The 23,355-nt window shown below is 41.4% G+C and carries 19 protein-coding genes; 7 read left to right on the top strand and 12 right to left on the bottom strand.

The features are described from left to right. Window positions 1–19 precede the first annotated feature (19 nt). The 5 genes from QUB06_RS21455 to QUB06_RS21435 all read left to right on the top strand — a co-directional run bounded on the left by QUB06_RS21455 (window position 20) and on the right by QUB06_RS21435 (window position 7,434). Complete coding sequence (locus tag QUB06_RS21455) at window positions 20–3,043, top strand: RNA-directed DNA polymerase (RefSeq protein ID WP_333436985.1); 3,024 nt, start codon at window positions 20–22, stop codon at window positions 3,041–3,043. Between the two features lie 142 nt (window positions 3,044–3,185). After that, window positions 3,186–4,505 carry an SPFH domain-containing protein gene (locus tag QUB06_RS21450; protein WP_333436984.1) on the top strand — a complete coding sequence of 440 codons (1,320 nt, stop codon included), beginning with the start codon at window positions 3,186–3,188 and terminating at the stop codon, window positions 4,503–4,505. Window positions 4,506–5,014: 509 nt separating this feature from the next. Then, a complete protein-coding gene (locus QUB06_RS21445; protein ID WP_333436983.1) occupies window positions 5,015–5,329 on the top strand; it encodes a YkvA family protein in 315 nt (104 codons plus the stop codon). A gap of 143 nt (window positions 5,330–5,472) precedes the next feature. Continuing rightward, window positions 5,473–6,513, top strand: coding sequence for a UDP-3-O-(3-hydroxymyristoyl)glucosamine N-acyltransferase (gene lpxD, locus QUB06_RS21440; protein WP_333436982.1), 1,041 nt, complete (start codon window positions 5,473–5,475; stop codon window positions 6,511–6,513). A gap of 57 nt (window positions 6,514–6,570) precedes the next feature. Then, the gene (locus tag QUB06_RS21435; RefSeq protein WP_333436981.1) at window positions 6,571–7,434 is read left to right on the top strand and encodes a CPBP family glutamic-type intramembrane protease; all 864 of its coding nucleotides are present in this window, start codon (window positions 6,571–6,573) and stop codon (window positions 7,432–7,434) included. 421 nt (window positions 7,435–7,855) lie between these two features. Here the strand turns inward: QUB06_RS21435 and QUB06_RS21430 are convergent, their stop codons facing one another. The 8 genes from QUB06_RS21430 to QUB06_RS21400 form a co-directional block, all read right to left on the bottom strand. Beyond that, entirely contained in the window at window positions 7,856–8,314 is a 459-nt protein-coding gene (locus QUB06_RS21430) for a hypothetical protein (RefSeq protein ID WP_333436980.1), read from the bottom strand. A 54-nt stretch (window positions 8,315–8,368) separates the two neighbouring features. Then, window positions 8,369–8,731, bottom strand: a complete 363-nt coding sequence (locus QUB06_RS21425) for a hypothetical protein (RefSeq protein ID WP_333154977.1) — start codon at window positions 8,729–8,731, stop codon at window positions 8,369–8,371. An 84-nt stretch (window positions 8,732–8,815) separates the two neighbouring features. Then, entirely contained in the window at window positions 8,816–9,154 is a 339-nt protein-coding gene (locus QUB06_RS21420; RefSeq protein ID WP_333436979.1) for a hypothetical protein, read from the bottom strand. Between the two features lie 234 nt (window positions 9,155–9,388). After that, window positions 9,389–10,091 (bottom strand): IS1 family transposase gene (locus tag QUB06_RS21415; RefSeq protein WP_333436978.1). Its coding sequence is split into 2 segments (ribosomal slippage): window positions 9,389–9,770 and window positions 9,769–10,091, totalling 705 coding nucleotides; the frame shifts between segments, so codons are not numbered across the junction. Between the two features lie 12 nt (window positions 10,092–10,103). Continuing rightward, complete coding sequence (locus QUB06_RS21410; protein ID WP_333436977.1) at window positions 10,104–10,226, bottom strand: hypothetical protein; 123 nt, start codon at window positions 10,224–10,226, stop codon at window positions 10,104–10,106. Between the two features lie 299 nt (window positions 10,227–10,525). Continuing rightward, window positions 10,526–10,828, bottom strand: coding sequence for a hypothetical protein (locus QUB06_RS21405; protein WP_333212423.1), 303 nt, complete (start codon window positions 10,826–10,828; stop codon window positions 10,526–10,528). Between the two features lie 2 nt (window positions 10,829–10,830). Beyond that, window positions 10,831–10,938: an IS1/IS1595 family N-terminal zinc-binding domain-containing protein gene (locus tag QUB06_RS34745; protein ID WP_445251410.1), complete on the bottom strand. Its 108-nt coding sequence runs from the start codon at window positions 10,936–10,938 to the stop codon at window positions 10,831–10,833. 23 nt (window positions 10,939–10,961) lie between these two features. After that, on the bottom strand, window positions 10,962–11,447 hold the full coding sequence (locus QUB06_RS21400) for a hypothetical protein (protein WP_333436976.1): 486 nt from the start codon (window positions 11,445–11,447) through the stop codon (window positions 10,962–10,964). A 691-nt stretch (window positions 11,448–12,138) separates the two neighbouring features. On the opposite strand from QUB06_RS21400, the gene QUB06_RS21395 reads away from it, so the two are divergent. Beyond that, window positions 12,139–14,121: an NB-ARC domain-containing protein gene (locus QUB06_RS21395; RefSeq protein WP_333436975.1), complete on the top strand. Its 1,983-nt coding sequence runs from the start codon at window positions 12,139–12,141 to the stop codon at window positions 14,119–14,121. Between the two features lie 105 nt (window positions 14,122–14,226). Here QUB06_RS21395 and QUB06_RS21390 read toward each other — a convergent pair whose 3' ends face one another. Further along, window positions 14,227–14,424 carry a hypothetical protein gene (locus QUB06_RS21390; RefSeq protein ID WP_333436974.1) on the bottom strand — a complete coding sequence of 66 codons (198 nt, stop codon included), beginning with the start codon at window positions 14,422–14,424 and terminating at the stop codon, window positions 14,227–14,229. Between the two features lie 263 nt (window positions 14,425–14,687). Here QUB06_RS21390 and QUB06_RS21385 point away from each other — a divergent pair, with 263 nt between their 5' ends. Then, entirely contained in the window at window positions 14,688–16,466 is a 1,779-nt protein-coding gene (locus QUB06_RS21385; RefSeq protein WP_333436973.1) for an SWIM zinc finger domain-containing protein, read from the top strand. 9 nt (window positions 16,467–16,475) lie between these two features. Here QUB06_RS21385 and QUB06_RS21380 read toward each other — a convergent pair whose 3' ends face one another. The 3 genes from QUB06_RS21380 to QUB06_RS21370 all read right to left on the bottom strand — a co-directional run bounded on the left by QUB06_RS21380 (window position 16,476) and on the right by QUB06_RS21370 (window position 23,003). Further along, the gene (locus QUB06_RS21380) at window positions 16,476–21,236 is read right to left on the bottom strand and encodes a CHAT domain-containing protein (protein WP_333436972.1); all 4,761 of its coding nucleotides are present in this window, start codon (window positions 21,234–21,236) and stop codon (window positions 16,476–16,478) included. A 297-nt stretch (window positions 21,237–21,533) separates the two neighbouring features. After that, window positions 21,534–22,376, bottom strand: a complete 843-nt coding sequence (locus QUB06_RS21375; RefSeq protein WP_333436971.1) for a DUF1822 family protein — start codon at window positions 22,374–22,376, stop codon at window positions 21,534–21,536. A 3-nt stretch (window positions 22,377–22,379) separates the two neighbouring features. Further along, on the bottom strand, window positions 22,380–23,003 hold the full coding sequence (locus QUB06_RS21370) for a hypothetical protein (RefSeq protein WP_333436970.1): 624 nt from the start codon (window positions 23,001–23,003) through the stop codon (window positions 22,380–22,382). Window positions 23,004–23,355: the final 352 nt, after the last annotated feature.

The following is a 23,355-nucleotide window of genomic DNA, read 5'->3' as shown; positions in this document are numbered from 1 at the left end:
TTGACAAAAAAATCAACAAATGCAAAACCATCGTTCTTTTCATCCTTATATTGCAGATGCCTATACCGCTGTACATCAATGGCTTGCAACTAAACCCGAAGTCAATGGATATCAAAATATAAGCTCTTACAAGCAGTGTGATGATAATAAAGAACCTTTCAAAAGTGCGGCAGCTCAATATAGCCTTTATTTTCCCACACACTATTTTAAAGTCATCCATACTCTAGAAAATATTATTACTCCCGAAAAGTTGCTGACTTGGCTTGACCAGAATCGGAATATTTGCCTTGTGGATGTTGGGTGTGGTGCTGGCGCGGCTTCGATTGCTTTTGTAGAAATAATTTTACGTTTAAAAAAACAAGAAAAAATCACCCATCCAGTCAATATTTATTGTTTAGGTATAGATGTTAATAAATGGACTTTGGCAATATATAACAAGTTAATTACCCAAGTACAACCTAAAGTTGTTTCATCACAAATTAATTTGGAATTCCATACATTGCCCAAAAGTATTGGAGAGGCTGTAATTCCTGCAATACGCTGTTTGTCAAAAAAGCGGGAGCAATGGCAGCAACCATTTTTGTGTCACGTTTTAATGATTCATTCTACAGTTGTAGATTTGCTTAGCAGTCAGCACAAACGTGAACAGCAAGAATATGAGGACTTAAAAGAATTAGGAGGCATAGATTCAGATTTAATTGTTGGTAATTATGCTAAGTACAGCGAAGAATACGCCCTCGCCTATAAACTGTTATTTGAAGAAGTTCCAATCGATCGTCTCTCTGTAATTACGATTGGTACTGATGCAGACAGATTGCCTGTTCAAGAAATGTCAGATGCACTTGCTCAAGGATTTAAAAGCAGTCATCATAATGTAGACTCCAATTCACTTATTCAACAGATTTATAGAGTTTACTATGAAAACCCTATTGGCAGTTATTGGAAAGATATAAGAAAAAATAATAAATATTACTCAAATTTTCATGTGGACGTTAGCAATATCACCAGTGCCAAGTTGCACCAAGATAACGACTGGCATGAAGTTATAAGTACAGAAAATATAGAACGGGCTTGGGTGTGTACCCGCAAATATCTTTTTGAAGAATCACTTTTTGATGAAGTGGAGATCCGCCTATTTGAAATAAATCTCGAAGATAACATCGAGCGACTACAAAAACAACTAATTGCTTACGTACAAGAAGAAGCACATAAAGAAGACTATATTCCCTATAATTTTGTAAAAAGTTCATCAAGTACCCGTCCTAAAGGTTTATCAAGAATGGAAGTTGAAATTCTGTCAACAGCCATTATTCAAAAATTAGGAGGAAAAGCATCGCGCTTACAAGGAAATAGCTATGCTTATCGTTTACCAGCACAACGAGAACGTGAAACTGAATATCTCTATGAAAATTGGTTTACTGCATATAGCCTTTTTCTTTCAGACCTCCGAATGAACGCACAAAAATACGAAAATGGTGTAGTAATGCGTGTTGACATTGAATCTTACTATACAAGAATTGTACAAGATAGTTTACTTGAGTTAACAAAGGATTTAACGGAAAGCGAGCGTATCCGTTGGTTACTTAAAATATTACTTTCAAAGGAATTGGATGAGCAGCAAGTGGGTTACGGTATTACTCAGGGAAGTATTGGTTCTGCATTTTACGCTAACCTCTATTTAAAACAACTCGATCTAAGATTTGGTACTCAACCTAGTGATAATGAGTGGAAGGTGCTGTTTTCGAGATACATGGATGACATGATCCTATTTGTGCCAGATGCAGATGATGTCACCGCTGTTTTAGACACACTTAATCAAGAATTAGAAAAACTAAATTTGAATCTTAATAAGGAGAAGACAGAAATATACGATCGAGTTTCAGATTTTGTGGAAAGCATTAAAGAAGATGATTTATTTAAGCAGTTTAGCCAAGAATTTGATCTAGTAATGAACGGCTTATGGATTGGCAACTCTCAGTACCGCAAGGAGTTCGCAGGAGCTTATAGAAATAATGACTATCTCTGGGGACACCTAATCGAGCAATATCAAGAGTGTCTGTGTTCTATCAATATTTACATCAAAGTCCCCGATGTGAGCAGAAGAATATATAAGTATTTATTTAACACTAAAAAACGTCGGAAAGATTTAAAAAGAGAAGTAGAATTAACTTTTCCATCTCTGCCTTCGGAGGGTCGTCAAATGTCGAGTCGACAGTGGGCGTATGATTTCCAACAGTTAAACTCTGAGTGGATAGGAGAAAAAGATAGGTTAAGGACAAAATTAATCAATCTATTTCGTGAAAGTTTGAAAGAGATAGAAGAAATAAAAAAAGTACCTAGCGAGCGTAAAAACATCCGGAGGCAAAGAACATTAAAAACATACATTCGCTTTGCAGTTAATAAGTTGCTTATACTTGGCTTCACAGAGATAGTCAGAGATGTTGTTGAGATTTTATGTGAAAAGCCGTGGGTTTTGCGCGACCCCTTACAAATTTTGGAAAGTCTAGCAATACAAGGTTATCTAGTTGAGCTTATAGAGGTAATAGCATATTATCAAAACAGCCGTCATAAAATGAGCGAATATATACGCTCTGTCAGTCTTCGGGCTATACGTTTTTTACCCACAATTAATGAGTATGCTTGGGAAAAAGTGGTTGAATATTCCATAAATGGGACTTTAGTAGAGCGACTTATGGCAACAGAAACATGGTTGTGTTTGGCTTACAGTAATCTGTGCGAGCATCTTGTACAAGATAGTCACATAGAGGCTGTGTCGATAGCTTTACACAGCGAACCGGTACCAACAGCTAGATTAAAGAAAAACTATTTGCTGATATTGGGGTTGTATAAGCGGGATGCCATTAGTGACGAGTCGGTTGATAATAATGATTATATGCTCTGCGAAGCTTATAAAATGGCATTAGAAGGAAGTATAGAAGATTTATTTGAAGATTACGAACCAAAAATAATCCGAGATAAGTATTATAGTGGTAAAGATCCGTCTAGTGGAGATGGTGAGGCTGAGGTATCTCCATTTAGTTAAAGAGTCTTGACAAGTAGAATAAATATTGTTTTTCAAATGTAACTAGAAGCGAGTACCCCTCTACTTCAATTCTTGGTATTCTATACATTTTATCTCTCAAACTGAATCGCAATATTGAACTTTCTGTGAGTGAAAATATTGCTTGGCGGGGGGTGATGGCAAAAGTGGGAATGCAGTACAAACAGATGGTGGATTGCTGGGGTGCAAGCTAGATCCAGTCCGGCCTGAATCGGGGGGAGTCCAGAAGTATAGAATAGAGGTTGCGGAACCGGCACACCGCCCGATCGCTCGCCCCCAGCAATTTGTTACCCTAAAAGTAGAATCGAACCTCCCTCAACTGCATCCCATGAACAACGCTTCTCCCCTGATTCAAACGATAACTCCAGAACGCTGGGCCGGGTTTAGCATGGACTTTATAGGGGCGGGTTACACGGGTTTGTTGGTCAAAAACGGCCGCGCCGTGCGTACCCTGAAATCCGGGCGGCATTTCAGCTTCGCCCTTCCCCTGCTGGAACAGTCTCAAATTGTCCTCGTAGACACCAAACTCCGCAATTTGGAGGTGCAGTCGCACGGAGATTTTTTATCTAAGGATCGATTTTTAATTGATGCCACCCTGACTGTTATTTATCAAGTTATAGATCCGAAACGAGTAGCTTTGGAATTGTCCGATCCTATAGGTGCTTTAGCAAGTGCAGTTAAGGATTGTATGGGATTAGCGATCGGGCAAATACCCCTACAACAGCTTATCAGTCAAGGACGGCTGTTGCTGCGCCAAAATTTGCTCGATCGCGTCCAAGATTTTTATACCCTAGGTTTTAACTTAGAAGACGTGCGAATTGGCGATGTCAGCTTTCCCGAAACCAACGGAGTTATTCGCCAAGTTGAGGGAATGAGTGCCCGACAGGAAGCAGAAAATGCCGCCGCCCTGCAAATGAGAATTGCCGAAGCAGGCCGTCCGATTGTTCCTCAATCTCCCGTACAGCAGTTAAACTTAATTTCAGGTAATTCTCCTGCGAGTCTTCCAGCTTCAGACACAGCAGCAGGGTTCGATCGCGATTTACAACAACTAACACAACAACTTGCTCAAAACAGCCTCCCACCAGGGAGAAATCCTCCCCAACTTGCACCAACCGTACTCGCAAGCAGCGATCGCAAAACAACCGCATATTTAATCTACAAACTTTCTGGAGAAGCGATCGCCCTAACAGCCAATCCCTTTACAATTGGACGCGAACCAACCAACACTTTAGTATTACAAGATCCGCAAAGTTCGCGCTACCACGCTCAAATCCGCCGGGCCACTGACGAACTTGGCAAACAGCGGTATCAGCTTGTCGATAGCGGCAGTTCCAACGGCACTTTTGTGGGTGGGCAGAGGCTGGCTGCTAACGAGCCTTTTTGGCTGCCAAATGGCTGCGAAATTGCGATCGGCGACCAAAAATGGATCTTTCAAAATTCGTGAGTCAGAGATATGAAGATTTTTTTAAACAGCAGATAAACAAAAATGAATCTCATCAGCGTTCATCTGTGTTTATCTGCTGACATCGGCGGTTAAAAAATCCCAATTTGAGTAACTTGCTTTAATCACGATATACAAGTAATAGATGAAGATGGTTTTAAACAGCAGATAAACACAGATACAGCATATTCCATGTAGATGTAGAGCGCAAGAAACCGGGTTTCTAGCAACAGAATTAGTACCAGACGCGAGAACTGTAAAGAAACCCGGTTTCTGGAGTGTACTTCATAAACCTGGAATACGCAGATAAATTCTATCGGCTTTCATCAGTCAGGTTTCCGTAGGGGCATTGCCAAGAGTCCCCGCCCTTCCGACACAGCTAGACAACTTCTCCCTCCCCAATTCCCTATACTCCCAGGTAGAAGTCTCTTGCCAACCCTAGGGGGGATATCTCCACAAGCATTTCGAGCGACAATTTGTCAAGATTGAAAATATAAGTAGAGGACAACCGCATGAACTTTTCTATACAATCTGTTTACAACTGGTACCGCGACACCCTCCGCAACCCCAAATACCGCTGGTGGATTATTCTGGGAACCCTGGCATATCTGGTAAGCCCGATCGACATTGCCCCAGACTTTCTCCCCGTCATCGGACAAATTGACGATGTGGCAATTGCTGTCTTGCTGATTTCCGAAGTATCCCAAATGGCGATCGACTACTTTAAATCCCGCCAAACACAGACAGCCTCAGCATCCGAAGCCACCGGCAGCCCTTCTGAAGCCAAAGGCAGCACAGTTGACGTAGATGCAGTTTCTGTACAATAATTGCCAAAAATAATAGAGCGCTACAACCCCGACTTCTTCAAGAAATCGGGGTTTTTGTTTTTTCCATGGCAACTGCTCAGATCGTGCTCCAAAGCTGGTAATTTTAACTATGGTCAATCCGTATTAACAACAAATTTTTATAGATGAAGTTTAGCGAAATAGTACGAAGACTTAATTTAGCCACCAGTCGCACCCTCACAGCGTCGGTTGCTACCGATCCAGAAATTACAGGCGCGGCCCCAGTCGATGAAGCTGCACCCGGTACTATCAGTTACATAGAAGGTGCTAAATTTGCCCCTCATACAGCCACTACAAATGCTTCGGCTTTAATTTTGCCCTTAGATGAAAGCCTCCAAGCTCAATGTGACGATCGCAACATTGCTTGGGTTGCCGCACCCGATCCGCGATTGCTGTTTGCTGAAACGATCGCCATTTTCTATCAACCGTTTCGCCCAGCATCCGAAATTCATCCCTCAGCCGTCGTTCACCCCTCAGCAGAAATTGGTGAAAATGTCTATATCGGCCCCCACGTCGTTATTCAAGCAAAAGTAAAAATTGGCAGCAACGTTTGCATTCATCCAAATGTCGTAATTTACCCAGATGCGGAAATAGGCGAAGGCACTGTTTTACACGCTAATTGTGTCATCCACGAACGTACTCGCATCGGGGCAAATTGCGTGATTCACAGCGGTGCGGCGATCGGTTCCGAAGGTTTTGGGTTCGTGCCGACAGCCACAGGATGGGTGAAAATGGAGCAGTCTGGCTGCACGGTATTAGAAGAGGGCGTTGAGGTTGGCTGCAACAGCACGATCGACAGGCCCGCTGTCGGAGAAACCCGCATCGGCCAAAATACAAAAATCGACAATTTAGTACAGGTAGGTCATGGCTGTCAAGTAGGAAAAAATTGCGCCTTTGCTGCTCACGTTGGCATGGCCGGCGGAGTAAAAATTGGCAACAATGTAATTTTGGCAGGTCAAGTGGGAATTGCCAATCAAGCCAAAATTGGAGATGGGGCGATCGCCACTGCTAAAGCCGGAATTCACACCGACGTGCCCGCAGGTGCGATCGTGACGGGCGTTCCAGCAATTCCCCACAAACTATTTCTCAAAGCCGCAGCCGTATACAACCGTTTGCCGGAAATGTACCAGTCTTTGAGGCAAATTCAGCGCAAGCTCGATCGGTAGTCAATTGGCAGTTGTCAGTTGGCAGTTGGCAGTTGGCAGTTGTTATTAGTTATTAAAATGTGGCATCACCTAAACAACCTGCGATTGATGTCGCAGTCAATACCAGCAATTCTCAAAGTAATTGTTTTTTTTTCAACTTGGATTGTTGTGTGGCTTCCCGCAACGATCGTGCTGGCGATCGCCCTCAAATGGCATCCGCCCCAACCCCTGGGAAACAAAAAACTACCTTTACTCGCTTCCCTCTACGTGATTGCCCCCTTCATTTTATGGGCGACAAGTTGGATCGAAAACACATCTTTTGCCAAGTGGGGTTGGGATTGGCAACCCGCAGTTTTGATGTCATTACTGCGGGGATTAGGATTAGGAATAATCAGCTTAGTAATTTTATTCGGTCTGCAATTAACCGCCGGCTGGATCGAGCTAAAAAGCGGCGAAAGTTCTACCGAAACAGGCGAAAAAAAATTTAATTTTTGGACTTTAATTTTTAACCCTGCTAGTCTGCTGACTCTGTTATTAGGACTGTGGATAAGCGCCACAGAAGAGTTAATCTTTCGTGGCTGCTTGCAAACAATCCTCCAGCAAGATTACTCAATGCTAATCGCCGCAGCTATCGCCAGTTTCATTTTTGCGATCGCCCACCTAATTTGGGCAGCCAAAGAAACTCTACCGCAACTACCCGGATTGTGGCTGATGGGGATGGTTTTAACATTAGCCCGCATCGCCGACAATGGCAGTTTAGGATTGGCGATCGGCATTCACGCAGCTTGGATTTGGGGTATAACTACTGTAGATACAGAAGGCGCAATTAAACCTACTTCTAGCGTACCAGAATGGATTACAGGAATAGCAGCAAAACCCCTAGCCGGTGCAGCCGGAATTCTGCTACTGCTAGCAACAGCAGCCGTGCTTTTGTTAACTTAAATAAGACTTACCCTAAAAAATCCGGTTTCTTATAAAAGATTGGCTCTCCTGGATTTGTTGTAGAAATGATAGTATAGCAATCCTAAATCATTTGTGAATTTCTTACTCCCTCCCCTTACCAAGGGGAGGGTTGGGGTGGGCTTAAAAAAATTACGACTCATTTAGGATTGCTATATAAGCGTCTTCCTCATCCGGGATAGGGGGCCCGCACCACGATAATTTTTATTTTGCTGAGCACCATAAACTCAGGAGATTTGGATTATGATATCAATTCCGGGTGCACTCCTCATAATAGTTGACTGTTAATTGTTAACTGTTAACTCGATGTCGCAAAACTCAATGATGGTTGAGTTTTGAATGTTGACTCGATTTTACGCCCGACGATCAAGCGCGGATTTGATATGATATCTACTCTCTTGACTCAAATATTCAAAGGACGCGATGGCGGTGGTGGCATTGGCGGTTTAGCGATCGCCAGAGACTTAGAATAGCGAGCCTCTAAAACACCAGTTCTAAACTGAGCCACTTTTTCTCCCTTCCTGTGAAATACTATCACATTAACCCGACTGCTGTAAATAGTCAGATAGCGCTGTTTGACAATGAACGCAAGAATAATAAAGACAACACCGATAAAAATACTGAGAGTTAGAATTCCTAACCAAAACAGCCACCAAGTACAACCCTCTCCTGTTTCAATCGCTCTAACATCCTCAATCGGAATAAACACTTCTTTTGTTTCTAATCCGAAAAAAGATTCCGAGCTAATTTGTAACATTTCGCCTGCCAATTTAACCGTAATTGTGCCATTACTTTGAACGGGAACAATACCCACAATTTGACCAGGTGTACCGCTGATTTGGATGAGTTGATTAGATTTCATATTTATTGTCTATTGGCGGTTCGGAAAAGCTATTAGAGCGCCTCCTTTTAGGATTTAGCACGTCCGAAGAATTGTATAACAACAACCTCGACCTATTTGTTGACTCAAACTTGCTCTCCCTATCGCCACAAGTACCACTAAAACCTCCTGCGTATAATAGGAAAGCTGATGCCCATAGCTGTAAGGTAAATCTAACTTGCTGGCAACTGGTTTGAGGACATCGGCTGCTTCATCTTTATTAACTTGATGTCCCTTCAGTTGATTGTACAAATACTCCACTACTTCACAAGTAATGTTTTTTGTAAATACGATTGTAGGTCTTTGAGCCTTAATCACATCTACTCGATAGTTTGAGCCTTCACGGTAGACGAGGTGGCAGTTGCGTAATCTAACCTCTCCAATCAATTCGCTCTCCATCTCTTCCTCCTATTTGATTCTCTAAGCAATTAGCAGCGATCTATCTTGGGCAATTTACCAATAAAATTGCTCATCTTATATTTACTAACACCCAAACTCTTCCCCAAGTCTCCGCCTCAAATCTCCCGATATTGGTAATTGGCGCATTTCTTTGCAAATTGCAGCCGGAGATTCTCCATTTTGAATGCGCTGCCTGTAAATTCCAATTAACAGCGCTTCAAGACCGTACTTAGATAACATTTCTGTCGCTAAACCGGTGATGCCAAGCAAAGCAATGCCACCGAACATTCCTGCTGGCCCACCTAACATTGCCAAAGCCGTCGTAATTGCGGCCGCTCCTGCAAAACCTGTAGTTGCCATCACAATTAGAAGTAAAATCACAGGCAATCCTAGTCCAGCAGCTTTCCTAACAAACTCGTCCATAATGTCGCTCCTAGTCTGTATATAGAGGAATTAAAAATCAGAGAATTCTGTTTTTTAGCCTTGACTTCCGTTTAACAAAGGGATTCAATGAAAGAAGCCCCAAATTTTACTTACTTATTTCATGAATTTTTCCTAATTTATTGAAGGATTTGGTATTTGTTTAAGTTTGATCTCTAGTATCTTACCTAATCCCACTCCAAAAACTTGATAGACAAATCATTGGGCGTTGCTGAATCAAGGTATGAATGCCCCAGGAATGGGAATATCGTGAAATTTCAAGTAATGTATTAATAACTTAATAGAATGCTTGAGCATTTTCTCACATTTAGAATAACAAAGAGTCTTGCGATGTAGTCTGGCTAAATAATGTCTTAGTCTTGTATTTTCCCCTTCTACTCGTGTCATATAAGTCTTACTGATAATCTGATCGCCATCAGGAATAAACATGGGATATACAGACCATCCATCAGTTACATAAAAATAGCATTTCCCTGCACTTACTTTGTCCCATAATGGTTCAAATGTCTTAGCACTATGCTCCCCTAATACCCATCCTAAAATTCCTGGTTGAAAGTGGTCAACCGCTGCCCACAACCAGATCTTGTCGGTTTTTTTTTACATAAGTTTGTAATTCATCGAGCTCACCCACTTCTGGAATGACTTCAGGGTCATAAACATCTGGTAACAGTTTTCCGACTTGTTTTACCCAATTTATTACTGTCGTATGATGAACTCCCTTAACTCGTTCTATCGCCCGTAAACCCATACCATTGACGTACATTTTTAGGCAATCACGTTTGATGCTCTCGCTATAACCTCGATGGGGTTCATACTGATTGATGAATTGACGACCACATTGGACACAAATGTGATTCTGTTTTCCTTTCTTCTTGCCGTTCTTACGGATATGGGTTGATTTACATTCTGGGCATTGCATAAATTATTCCTCCTATTCATACTCTAACTCAGCAACGCCTAATTTTTCTTTATTTACGGCGGTCGCACTCCGTTCAAGTCGATGCTCTAGTTCCTCAACCGTTTCCTGGATTTGTACCTGAAGTTTGTTCGCCATATTGGATTTCCTCTACTTTTACCCTATATTTTAGTGTACCTTCATAGTGAATTGGTATGATTAACTATGAAGTTTACTTTATTTGCCCAAATGGAATTATCGAGCCGTACCCCAACCTGAGTAATTCATTAAGTTATTTATTTTTCATTCCTATGATGCTGAATCAAAATCTAGCAGGTTAACGTTCGCGCTCACCGGACGCAGATAAACTTTGCATCTCAACCTATCGACTGGTGCATTCCGGTGCAGCGCGATTGTTAGGTGGTGCGCGTACTTATCTCTGCTGTGAATAACAAACTCTATTCCCAGGGATTATCATCTGCCCATGACTCTTCACTATAGTCATCATGTATTGGAAAGGAACCGAAGCGGCTGTTTTCGTATTCACGTCGATGATATCCAATATACTTGCTTCCATCCATTCGATCTACGCTGTTGCAAGCATACCAATCTACATAGTCATCAGACTCATCGTTAGATTCTTCGCTATCGACAACAGATTGTTGATCATGATGAACTTTCTTCAAATGATTTTTCAGCCGATCAAATCTTACTAAAGAACGACATTTTGGGCATTGAACCAACTTCTGTGAACTGCTCATTTCTAAAACCTATCAGTGTATGGAGTGAATTGGACACAAATGTGATTTTGTTTTCCTTTCTTCTTGCCGTTTTTACGGATATGGGTTAATTTACATTCTGGGCCTTGCATAAATTATTCCTCCTATTCATACTCTAACTCAGCAACGCCAAATCATTGTTACTACGATCGCCTAGTTGAAGAGCATTATCCATAATTTCCCTGAATTCATAACCCTGATTGCGAGCTAATACACCCCCAAGCTTAACAGTCAAAAATTCGACTACAGCCCCGTCTCGTTTATCGATAAATTGGACGCTGATAGACTGAACTTTAGCCGTCTTACTTTGCTTGTTGGTCAACCGCCCTACAAGAAATCGCTGAGTTCCTGTATTTTGCATCGCTAATCCAGTTAACTCCAGTCCATTCACAAGCTGAACCCTAAAAGGGTCTGGCTTCCGCGTGTTTTCAGGTGGTTTGGGAAATCGACAAAGCCGATCGAGAGATTCATACTGTTTTCTTTCAGAATTCAACTGAAAACACCCCGGATACTCTTGGGCGATCGCCCTCGGAAACAGATTGAAAACAGACAGAAGCGCGATCGTAGGTAAAGCGGTTATCCACTTGACGCACCTAAACATGGTTTTTTACTCTCCAATCAGCAACGATACTCGTAAGTTGTTTTAGTCCAGCAGTTTTCACAGGTAAATCTGGTTTCGACCTCCACTGATTAACCAGGGTCAAACCCAAAAATTATGCAAAGCTGAGGGGAAAACTGTATTTAGGTTCGCTGAACTCAGAAAGCTCTCCGGCTGTACCGACTTTCTGAAACATCCAGCGCGCCTAACTGAGATTAATGTATCAAATATAGTTCTAGATTGTCAAGCTAATGCTCAGAAAAATCTCATTAAATGAGAAAAACTACTCAAAAGTCGATTTCACAAGGCTCTAGCCCCTCTAACGACAACTTAAACAAGCTCTAAACCTTTACAGATAAGTATCCCGACCTAAAAATGGCTCCAAATTTCAGCCGATCGCCCCTAAACTATTCTGTTTTGTATCTCGTTTACCCAGTTAAAAGTGAGAAAAAGCCCATATAATCAAGTTACAGCCCAAAAGCCTCAGTTTGCGCCACCCGTCACTTCTTCTGTTGTCTATCTTGTTTGTCTCCTTTTAAGTGAGAAAAAGCCCATATAATCAAGTTACAGCCCAGAAGCCTCTGTTTCCAATGCCAAAATTCCTGTGTTCGCTTATTTCGCGCGATCGCCCCGTCCTTTCCCAGCTATCTTTGAGTAGAACCGCCCGCTTTGTAATACCTGTATTCAACGTAGTATGAAACTTCCCGAAGATTTTTTAATAACTTTAGCCACTAAAGTTGGCATTTCCGAAAACGAATTTGAAGTCTTATCAAGAGCAATCAAAGGCGAATCCATGTCGGATATTTCCGACCAGCTTCGCGTTCGCAAAGATGCCTTACAAAAACGCCTGGGAGAAGTGTATAAAAAATTTGAAGTTCAAGGTGCCGGGCCGGGAAAATTAGCAAAACTCCAGCAAATTCTCGTAACTGAATACCAGAAACAAGTTGCCACTAACCGTCACGATACTACAACCGAAAGTGAAGTTGATCCAACCCTAGACAATACCGGCTTTCAAGACGCAACTAACCCTCAATGTTCACCGCGTATTGATTGGGGAGAAGTCCCAGGTCAAGAACCTTTCTACGGGCGTCATTCCGAAATAGAAACTCTCAAAAAATGGATAGTAACAAACCGTTGTCGAGTCGTCACAATTTGTGGCATGGGAGGGATTGGCAAAACAGCATTAGCTACCCAAACTCTACAACAAATTCAAGGGGAATTTCAAACCATAATCTGGCGAAATATCGCCACCTCTGGTTCCCTTGAAAAACTCTTGCCAGACATCTTGCAATTCCTATCTCATCATTCAGAAATCGACCTTCCAAAACCCAGCAACTCACTTATCTCCCAATTAATAGAATATTTGCGTTTAACCCGCTGTTTATTAATTTTCGATGAAGTCGAAACTATCCTTGAAAGCGGAAAGCTATCAGGACACTACCGCCCCGGATACGAAAGTTACCGGGAACTCTTCCAACAAATAGCACAAACCCCTCACCGAAGTTGCCTGCTTATCATCAGTTGGACTCACCCTATAGAAATTTATAATGTAGCAGAAGAAACCTTACCTTGTCGAGCTTTAGAACTGAGGGAATTACCAGAAAAGGATGCCAAACAAATCATTTTATCCGCCCCAAAAGTTTCTATTTCAGAGAGTAATTTGCTCTCAGAACTCATTTATCTATATGGTGGCAATCCCCTCCTTTTAAAAATAGCCGTCACTCACGCTCAAGATATGTTAGCGGGCAATTTAGCACAACTCATCAAAAAAACTCCCTCGGTTATTGAGGGGATTGTCCGAGATTTTTTTGAGCATCACTTTCAGGGTTTTTCTGAATTAGAAGTAAAAGTGTTGTCTTGCTTGGCAAGCAATAAACCCGCCACCCTTAGCGAGTTGCAATCCAGTCTACTATTTGCGGAAGACTTATCAGAATTGAAACTGGCTGTAGAAATTCTCATCGAGCGATCGCTCCTGAAAGCCCTCACCGACTCCGGGGAAGAACGCCTGACAGTCAGCCCGCAGGCTAGGCTATTTATCACCCATCAATTAATTGCTAAATATCTGAATCAAATTGGTTACAAGAAATACTTAGAGAGTGAGTTACAGACTGCAAAATGTTATTTAACACAAACCATTCGCTACAATCCAGAACTGCCAGCAGCTCACTACAATTTAGGGTCAACCTACGAAAAACTAGAAGATTTGCCCAACGCTCGCCAGCACTACAAAAAAGCAGCAGAATATAAAAACAGTCGCGCTGCCGGTGCTGCTGTCAATAATTTAGCTCGATTGGAAATTCTCAGCGAAAATTTTGACGTAGCGGTAGAACTCATTCTCTCCATTTTGCCACAAGTTAATGACAAAATGGTGCAAGTCACGCTCCACAAAAATCTGGGATGGGCTTATCTAGGACTGCAACTTTACAGTGATGCAGAGACTCACTTGGAAAAAGCAATTGAATTAGATAACTCCTATGCTGTTGCACACTGCTTGCTAGCACAAGTTCTCGAAGCAAAAGGGGATACAAGAGCAGCTCTTTCTTGCTGGCAAAAATGCCTGAATTGCTCTGCACAAGACCAACAACAAGAAGGTGTGGCGTGGAAACTTCCAGAATTAAGTATTTGGAAGAGTTTTGCCCGCGATCGCCTCAGCGCTTCGGGCAGAGAACCTAATTAATTAAATGACAGTATGGTGCGTCAGTAGTTCTCAGTTTTTCGATCCTACTTCACCATTTAACTAGCTGACGCACCCTACTGAAAGCTTGCTAACAATTAAAGTTATTTAGTTCGGAGGAACTATCGGATCGTCCTCTCCAAAACTGCATTTTGTTCTGCGCTCAGCTTTGGCAATTTCCATCAAGGGGTAACTACCAATGGCTGATACTAAACTTGCCTCTATATTGGCAATGATTTCTCCCGCAGCATTGGGAACCCCCATTGCTAATAATGTCAGGGGGGTAGATGAAATTATAGGTATCACAGCTCGTTTCTCCGTCAAAGAAAGGGATCAGGGAGAAGCTAGTTGGCCAACTGCGCTCTATTATTAACCAGGGGGTAGGGAGACAATTATGCAAAATTTTCTGAAAATTTTTCGCCTCATCAAGCTGCAAACCTTCTCAGTGCTTGCTTTACCGATTATTAAATTTTCTGTAAATCTTACATTGAGACGCAATTAAATCCTAGGCAGAGTACATCTCTGAGGTAAAATCAAGTCTAATCCTTTAATTGCTCAGGCATAGTCTCATGCCAATTCCCAAACTCAGTGAAGCGACGATCCAGCATAATACATCTGCCGCATCCCTCAAGCGCGGTGAAACTTACTATTTAGCGGGTAATGTTACTAGCGCTGTCCTGCGTGGCAATATCGTGCAAGCAATAGTGGAGGGTTCTGAAGTTCAACCTTACCGTATTACGATAAACTTTGATGACGCTAATGTGGCATCATCAAATTGTACTTGTGCTTACGATAGCTTTGGGTGGTGTAAACATATTGTTGCTACCCTGTTATTATGTCTGCGACAACCACAAATAATTGAGCAGCGCCCGACACTGGAACAGTTACTCGATCGCCTAAACGATGTACAAACCCAGCAATTAATACAAAATTTAGTAGAAAAGGAACCCTCACTCATTGATCCGATCGAACGATACGTTAACTTAAGTGCTATTCCTACGCCTCCACAGCAACCTACTAAAGCACCCCGTCGCACCTCCATTAATCCTGCTCCCTTTCGACAACAAGTACGACAAATTTTGCGAAATGCTGTGCGTTATTTCGACGAGGGATGGGAGGAAGAAGACCCCATTACAGAAGAACTATTAGATGTGATTCAGCAAGCGCAGGAATTGATTGCAGAGGGAGATGGTAACAACGCCTTAGTAATTTTACAAGCCATCACCGAAGCCTGCGTTAAAGATTGGGATGACGTAGAAGAATATGGCGCTGAAAGTTCTGATATAGCTAACGCTTTGGATGAAGCTTGGACAGAAGCCATTTTGACGGCTGAACTAACTGCTGAAGAAGAGATCGATCTCCAGGTGATGTTAGAAGGTTGGCAAGATCAATGGGATTGCGATTTCACCATGAGCTTGAAAGCTTTACGCCAAGGTTGGGATGACCCCCTAATTCAACAGGTACTTCAAGGAAACACTACTGGGCAAGAAATAGAAGCTAATGACGCACCAGAATGTGCTAAGAGCTTAGCATTAATTCGCTTGCAAATCCTCGATCGCCAGGAACGCTATCAAGAATACTTATACTTAGCGCAAGCAGAAAACTGCCCTCAACAATACTTGACGATGTTAAGTCGTTTGGGGAGAGTAGAAGAAGCAGTGAAAGCTGCTGCTACTCAGATGAAATCAGCGGAAGATGCTTTTGCTCTCGCTCAAAGTTTACAAGCACAGGCCGCCCACGCTGAAGCTCTCAAAATTGCTCAAACTGGGTTGAAGTTGTCAGGTAACTGCCTTTATAAACTGGCAATTTGGACGAGTGAGTTGGCTGTTGAATTGGGACAAAACGAAGTTGCATTAAATTCTAGAATGCGGGTTTTTGAAATCAAACCATCCTTTGCCGATTATCTTTTAGTGAAGGAGTTTGCCGGAAACAGTTGGTCAACTGTGAAAGCAAATTTGTTAGCAACTCTGAGAAGTGATAGAAGTTGGGGAGTTTCTGAAGCACAGGTTGATATTTTTCTCTATGAGGGGCTTATTGAAGATGCGATCGCTGTTGCTGATGGTTTGAGTGGCTACGAATCGGCACTGATTCACCGAGTAATGGGGGCTGCGATCGCCCACCGCCCCGATTGGGTGATCGCCAATGCTTGTCGGCTTGCTGAATCGATTATGGATCGGGGGAAATCAGAGGACTACGATCGTGCAATTAAGTGGTTGGAAAAAGCCCGCGCTGCTTATTTACAGATGGGGCAAAATCTTCAGTGGTGTGCTTATCGTTCTCAACTGATGCAAGTACACAATCGGAAGCGGAAGTTAATGGGGATGCTGAAGAGTCCAGATTTAGATTGAGGCTGAATTTTACCGTAAACCGGAACAAGTGAAAGCTGCCCAATAAAAAGGGTCAGCAAAAGGGAAATCTAAGCAACTAATTATTTCCAGTCGTTCCAAAGTTTTGTAATTGCGTGTTGCTGTTTCGGCCCGCTTTTCTTCCTCTTGTAGCCATTGCAGGTAGTCGGCAGAACCTTCTGAATAGGAATTACGCTGGTTTTCTGCAAACTGGCGATCGCCCTCCGCCTCTTCAAATTTGCGTTCTAATAAATCAGCAAGTTGGGGAGAATAGCAAGCGACAAATTCTGATCCAGAGAGCGATCGCAAATTTATTTGTGCTTGCTGCAATGCTTTTGGGCGGCTACTTCCTTGCTGCCGAAGTTTGTGATAAAAAATTGAAAATAAGGCGGTTGCTAAATCATCTACAGCCCACAGCGTGCTCACAACACTCCGAGCACCCGCACATAAAAAGCCCGTCGATAATGTCAAAATATCATCAGTAATTTCCGTAGTCCCTAACCCTGTTTCACAACAGGATAAAAACACATCAACTAAATGAGGAAGCCGCCAGCCCGGTGTCATTAACTGCCCCAGAGTAATGCTACCATCTGCCAATTCCAGTCTGGATTCTAACGGATTATCAAGGCGAGATTGAGCATGATGGCTAGAGATAATTCCCTGGACTTGCAGAGAAAGTTGCCGATAGTTGCTGACCGTTGCTTGGCTACGTCCTCGTAAGTGTTGTTCATTGCGAATATTATACAGTTTAGCAATTTGTTCACCCTCAAAACTTGCACAGGGTAAATCTTCCGTTGCATCTTCCACAATACCATACATTAGTCGATCGTTGACAGGTGGACGTTTGTGGCAAAATTCTAAAACTTGACAACTAGGGCTGTAACGAATTATAAATTTATCGCCTAAATATTGACCATTTTCTAAGGGTAAAGCAGCAAAAGGAATTTGGTGTAGGCAAAGGTGAGGAACAATAATCAGTTCCTCGATATTATTCAGGTACTGACTAATCAGGTTATCGATTTGCAGGCGGCGGGAAAGTTTCGCTAAAAACTGCGGAATTAGATTTCTCCACTTAGCTTTACATTGTAATTGCTCTTGGGCTGATTTACTTGAATTGCCAGAATCAAAGTAGGGTTTTAGCCAATTTTCATGAATCCATTTTTGTAAGTTTTTGCCTCGTTTTCTGGTTATTTTGTACAAATTTAGTTCGGCTTGTCGCCAAACAAATATATATGTATCTTCATCAATAGTGTAAAAATTAAGTATAGCTGTAGTAGGGCGATCGATGAGTTCTTGGATCGCCGTTAAATTAGGGGGACTGACTTGAATTTCGCCCGCTAAAACCGGATCTAAACGTCTTAGTTGTTCCCAAATTTGTTGTTTTTCACTTTCTAAACCTTGGATATTTTCACTAAGGGCTTCTAAAGCTGCTCGATTGCGTGTATGATCCATATCAATTAGATCCTTAGCTCTAACTGCAATTAACTTCTGCTTTTTACTTAATTTCTTTAAACCGGAACGTTCGCAATCTATCTGTCGTTGAATTCCTTCAAATTCTGCTAAATATTCTTCTACTTCGGAAGGTATATCTCCATGAGAGTAAAGGTCATTACTGGCAATTAAATCTACTAAGCGACGAGACCGGGAACGTTCTACATATTCAAAAGCTTGTTGAAAATTTTTCGTATTAACTAATGCTTGTACAATATGTTCATACAGATATATATCTTCTCCTAAAATTTCTTGGCGGCGTCGATCGGTATTAGCCCAAACTCGCAATTGTTCTAAAGCTTCAATAGCAAGAGAATACCCTTCAATAGCTTCTATCCATAGTCCTAATTTGAAGGCAATTTGGCCTAAAAATTGTCCCGAAATCAGACAAGGTTGGGGGAAAGCTTGAGGAGTTCTGACTTTTAATGCTAACTTCAAGTATTGCATTGCTTCGGGAAACTGCTCTAAATTGTGGTAGAGATAACCTAAATTATTTTGTACAGTTGCCCAATTTTCAGGAAAATCGTTGAAAGTATAAACTTCTAAAGCAGCTTGGTAATAGTCCCTCGCCAGTTTTAGGTTTTCGTCAAAACTTCCTTGAGTGCGATCGCTATAAGCATAACCTAAGTTTAATTGCACCATAGCCCAATCTTCAGGAAAATCTTTCCGAGTATAAACTTCCAAAGCTGACTTATAGTAAAAAATAGCCCTTTCTAAATTTTCAACTTCATTTTGAATACTGCGCCTCCTATAGGCATTTCCTAAATTATTTTGGATCATTGCCCAATTTTCAGGGGAAATTTGACGGGTATTTACTTGCAAAGCCCTTTGATAGTAATTAATAGCTATTTCTAAGTTATTATCCTCATCTCCTAGCAGACGTTCGCTATAAGCACTACCAATATTATTTTGCAGAATGGCCCACTGTTCAGGGAAATCTGAACGAGTATATATTAGTAAAGCATTTTCATAACATTTGATAGCATTTTCTACATTTAGTAAGGAATCGCCATAAATTCGTTCACTATGAGCAATTCCTAAATTCTGTTGTGTTTCCGCCCACTGTTCGGGATAATTTTCAGAATTACGAACTTGCAAAGCATTATTAAAAGCTGCGATTGCTAATTCTATATTTTCGAGACGGCTACCATATTTGCGATTGAGATAAGCAATCCCTACATTATTTTGAATCATCGACCATTGTTTACGATTAAATTCTTTTTGATAAGATTCAAGACAGCTAAGATAAAGAACAATAGCTTCTTCTACATTTTCAGCTTGATTCCCTTGAGCATTTCTTAAATAAAAAGTTCCTAAGTTATTTTTGAGCAAACCCCAAATTTCAGGAAATTGACTATAACAGCCAGCATCTAAAGCAATTTTATAATAGCCGAGAGCTTTCTCAAGGTTATCAACTCGCTCTCCTTTAACTCTATTTTGATAGGCATACCCTAAATTATTCTGAATTTTCAACCAATTTTCTAAATAAGTCTCTGGATCATAAATAGTTAAGGCATTTTGAGAAGCAGCAATTGATGCTTCAATATTTTCGGAAAGGTCTCCTTTTAGTCTCTCTAAATAAGCAACTCCTAAGTTAAGTTGTATCAGTCCCCAAACTTCTGTAAAACTCTCAGAATTATACACTTGTAATCCTAATTCATAATATGCAATTGCCCGTTCCAAGTTATCGGAATATTTTCCAATTGTAGAAAGATAATAGGAAAATCCTAAATTATTTTGAGTGTTCGCCCAATTGTCGGGATAGTCCTCACGATTATAAACTTGTAAAGTAGCCTCTATCAAACTCCTACCTAATTCTATATTCTGTTCTTGACTTCCCTTGAATCTGGTGAGATATGTCGCCCCTAAATCATTATGAATAAAAGCCCATAATTCCGGAAATTCTTCTTTATTACAACTTTGTAGAGCAGTTTGATAACACTCAATCGCTTTCTCAAGATTATCAGCACGATTTTCTATTTTTTGACGGTAAGCATCTCCCATACAAAATTGGATCGTACTCGATTGTTCGGGGAATTCTTCAGCACTATAAACAGTTAAAGCTGCTTGATAACACTCAATTGCTTTTTGGAGATTGTCGTCTCGATTCTCTTCAATTATTGTACTATAAGCATTACCTAAGCTCTCTTGAGTTTCTGCCCAGTGTATGGGAAAATCAGTATAATTACGGACTTGTAAGGCATTGTCAAAAGCGGCGATCGCCCTTTCAATGTTATATAATTTTTGCCCTTGAATACGATTATAATAAGCTAGACCCAAATTATTTTGAATTCTTGCCCAATCAGTAGGATTATCCTCTTTTGGATAAACAGCCAAAGCAGCTTGATAATATTTAATTCCTAGTTCTATATTTTCCGATTCATCTCCCTTAATACGGTGGAGATAAGCCAAACCTAAATCATGCTGAATTTCCGCCCATTTTAATGGAGACTCTTGACAATTACACACTTTTAATGCTAATTCAAAAGCAGCGATCGCCATCTCCAGATTTTCTTCTAAATCACCTTCAACTCTGTCAAAATAAACTAAGCCTAAGCGATGTTGAGTTAAACTCCATAATTCCGGTTCATCGGTATCATTACAACATTGTAAAGCTAATTCATAACACTCAATGGCTCTTTCTAAATTCCTGCTACGGTTCCCAGCAAGGCGAATTTGATAAGCAAACCCCAAATGGTTTTGAGTAATCACCCAATCCTCATGGTAATTTTCCCGCTTGAGCACAGTCGCTACTTGTTGATATCCCGCGATCGCAATTTCAATATTCTTTACACAATCGCCCAGAGTAAATTCTTGAATAAGGCCACTAAAAGTGCCAATTACCGTGGCTAGATCGTAAGCTTCTTCAGACTCTAATTTCGCTACAACGTCAGTTGCCCAACTTCGCAAAAACCAATCAAAATTATCATCTAATTTATCTAAATTTTTCTCTAAGATAGGATACACAACTTCGGCATCTCCTTCACTTGCTTCGATTGCTTCCAAAACTTCTATGAAAAAAATTAATAATTCTTGAGAATTAGCTAAGTCCGACCGAATCTGAATTAAGTCTTTTATCTTCGTCGCAGCACTCCGCAGCCAGTCAAATCCCTCTTCATTTTCCGTAACTAATAACTCGTCTGCTACCTCCTCCATAACCTCTAATAAACCTTCATCAAGGAGGTATGAATAGTCATTCAAAACATCTCGTTCTTCCCCATCTGGACAGGTACGTAGTATTTCAATTAGGTGACGATAAGCAGAGTTGAGCTGTTCTTTCATGTTACCTTTTTTGGGTTAATATCAGTTTGGGTTTTATATCAATATCGGTTGCACCAGCGACATGATATAGAGGAGACAGCAATCCCGTTTCCCTACCCGGATTAATTTTCGGCACACGGGGTACTGCGCCGTGTCGAAAGCTGTGGGTAATATTAATTACGATGGTAGGGGATTTGAGATCGCAGGAGTGCAAATATCTGTATCGTTACAAATATATAGGCAAGCGAGCACGATACTCCCATTCCTAAAAAACGCTTTTTACCAAATGGGGATGTTCTCAGTTGGGTGAAAAAATATTTAACTTTTTGTTTCAATGCCCCAAATTCCTGCTAGTTTATTTAGCAGTTTTTGGGCTAATTGTTTGCGGTGTAAATCTGCGGAGATAACTTTTTCTTCTCGACCAATTTCTCCACTCAAAGCCTGTTGTTCAGGAGAATACTCAAGTATTTGATGATGAGGATTAATAGGAATACTAGCGACTAATACATTTGCTCCTGCATACCGCCATTTAATGGGCTTAGTAGTTCGGTAAATGCGCTCTAATTGAGCGATGATTTGTGAAAAATTTTGTGTTTCTAAGAGTTGTCGCACTTCTAGGGCTACTGGATCGTCACTTCTCAAAAACTGATTCCCTAATTCGAGACGAGAGAGATGATCGATCAGATCATCTAAGTTTTGGAGTTCGGCAATCTGGATCAGGCTGGGAAACGGAGAATTCTGAAGTGATGGCGTAAATCCTAGCAGTTTTCCTGAGTCTAATTTTTCCCCAAATTCAACTATTACATAGCCGATTCTGTCTTCTATGGCTGCTGGTGGAACTACGATCGCACTTTCTCCAAACCAAACCGGGCGGCATTCTAATTTACCCATCCCTGGTAACACTAAATCAGCAATATCCCACTGGGCACGGACGACTGGATGCCAACTATCGCCTTGAATTAAATCGGGTTCGTAAGCTTGCCATTTGAGGTAACTATAGACAACATAAACTGCTAAAGTATTCACATAAACTCGTTTGGCCGCCTCATGCTTTGTCAATTCAGGAGCGAGTTGCAGAGTGTCGGCCGCAAATTTTCGAGCGGTGCGGTGAGCATCAGTACCTAGTGGAACTGTCAATAGCGTTGGGTTTGTGCTTTGCATAATTTAATCCTCTCTTGTGTATCCTAGCTCTAATGCGATCGCTTGGAGCAAGGGGCGACAGTTCCTTTCCCAGTGTGATTTTAGAGTTTGGTAGTTGATGTTAAATTCTTTGGCGATCGCAGTAAACTTGTCAGGGGTGGTTTTAAACAGCACCTTTAATGTGAGAACTTGACAGTTACACTCTGGATAATTTTTAGGATGACAGGATCGCAATTTCCCATCGGGGTCTTCTTGGACGTATTGTTCTAGCTGTTGAATAATATTATGATAATTTTCTTGCTCTAAAAGTGCGATATAGCCATCCAAACCACTGCAGGTAGGAGTGGCAAAACTTGTTTCTGAAAGCACATCCAGCAACGCGGTTGTAGTATCTGAGGCTCCTATGGGGGCATCTAAACTGTAGGTGGGTGGTTCAGCAGGTGAATTCAAATCCTTAATGCGCCACTTTAGGTAACTATTTAGCCATTGTCGTAGTCGTGTTGAAACATTCGGATCGCTAAGCTTGAAGTTCGAGCAAATGCTCTTGTTCACCCATTCCCAGGTTTTATTTAAGGCGTCTAAATAATCGGGATGTGCAGATCGCAGTAGTCCGGGAAGTTGCTGCAGTTCTGCGAGCAATCGATTCATCGCTTTGCGCCTTTGGGAGCTGTTTGGGGGATACTCGCATACCTCCTCAATTAGTTGGCGCAGTATTTGATCCATAGGTGTTAAATTAATTATTTGAATTTTCAACTCATTGTTGCACCGCTTGGAGATTCTCCGCTAACCAGAGGATGCTCTGTGTTCTGCGTACACCCGAAAGTTAGAGTTATATCAATTCCGGTTGCACTCCTTATGACTGTTAACTGTTAACTGTTAACTGTTGACTGTTGACTTGGGGTCGAAAAACTGAATGATGGTTGATAGGACTTACGCATTGACAAAAAACATTATCTATGTATTCTAGACTCTAACATCATTGCTAAGGTTCGCCAAAATA

The sequence above is a fragment of the Microcoleus sp. D2_18a_D3 genome, assembly GCF_036702455.1.
Classification (GTDB): Bacteria; Cyanobacteriota; Cyanobacteriia; order Cyanobacteriales; family Microcoleaceae; genus Microcoleus.
This window is presented reverse-complemented; position numbering and strand designations above follow the sequence as displayed.

What these genes read in the sequence shown, in the direction of transcription:
- QUB06_RS21435 (WP_333436981.1), top strand. Translation starts at nt 6,571, where the DNA reads ATGTGGCATCACCTAAACAACCTGCGATTGATGTCGCAGTCAATACCA.
- QUB06_RS21395 (WP_333436975.1), top strand. Translation starts at nt 12,139, where the DNA reads ATGAAACTTCCCGAAGATTTTTTAATAACTTTAGCCACTAAAGTTGGC.
- QUB06_RS21430 (WP_333436980.1), bottom strand. Translation starts at nt 8,314, where the DNA reads ATGAAATCTAATCAACTCATCCAAATCAGCGGTACACCTGGTCAAATT.
- QUB06_RS21405 (WP_333212423.1), bottom strand. Translation starts at nt 10,828, where the DNA reads ATGAGCAGTTCACAGAAGTTGGTTCAATGCCCAAAATGTCGTTCTTTA.
- QUB06_RS21380 (WP_333436972.1), bottom strand. Translation starts at nt 21,236, where the DNA reads ATGAAAGAACAGCTCAACTCTGCTTATCGTCACCTAATTGAAATACTA.
- QUB06_RS21375 (WP_333436971.1), bottom strand. Translation starts at nt 22,376, where the DNA reads ATGCAAAGCACAAACCCAACGCTATTGACAGTTCCACTAGGTACTGAT.
- QUB06_RS21370 (WP_333436970.1), bottom strand. Translation starts at nt 23,003, where the DNA reads ATGAATCGATTGCTCGCAGAACTGCAGCAACTTCCCGGACTACTGCGA.
- QUB06_RS21425 (WP_333154977.1), bottom strand. Translation starts at nt 8,731, where the DNA reads ATGGAGAGCGAATTGATTGGAGAGGTTAGATTACGCAACTGCCACCTC.
- lpxD (WP_333436982.1), top strand. Translation starts at nt 5,473, where the DNA reads ATGAAGTTTAGCGAAATAGTACGAAGACTTAATTTAGCCACCAGTCGC.
- QUB06_RS34745 (WP_445251410.1), bottom strand. Translation starts at nt 10,938, where the DNA reads ATGCAAGGCCCAGAATGTAAATTAACCCATATCCGTAAAAACGGCAAG.
- QUB06_RS21445 (WP_333436983.1), top strand. Translation starts at nt 5,015, where the DNA reads ATGAACTTTTCTATACAATCTGTTTACAACTGGTACCGCGACACCCTC.
- QUB06_RS21455 (WP_333436985.1), top strand. Translation starts at nt 20, where the DNA reads ATGCAAAACCATCGTTCTTTTCATCCTTATATTGCAGATGCCTATACC.
- QUB06_RS21385 (WP_333436973.1), top strand. Translation starts at nt 14,688, where the DNA reads ATGCCAATTCCCAAACTCAGTGAAGCGACGATCCAGCATAATACATCT.
- QUB06_RS21410 (WP_333436977.1), bottom strand. Translation starts at nt 10,226, where the DNA reads ATGGCGAACAAACTTCAGGTACAAATCCAGGAAACGGTTGAGGAACTA.
- QUB06_RS21420 (WP_333436979.1), bottom strand. Translation starts at nt 9,154, where the DNA reads ATGGACGAGTTTGTTAGGAAAGCTGCTGGACTAGGATTGCCTGTGATT.
- QUB06_RS21400 (WP_333436976.1), bottom strand. Translation starts at nt 11,447, where the DNA reads ATGTTTAGGTGCGTCAAGTGGATAACCGCTTTACCTACGATCGCGCTT.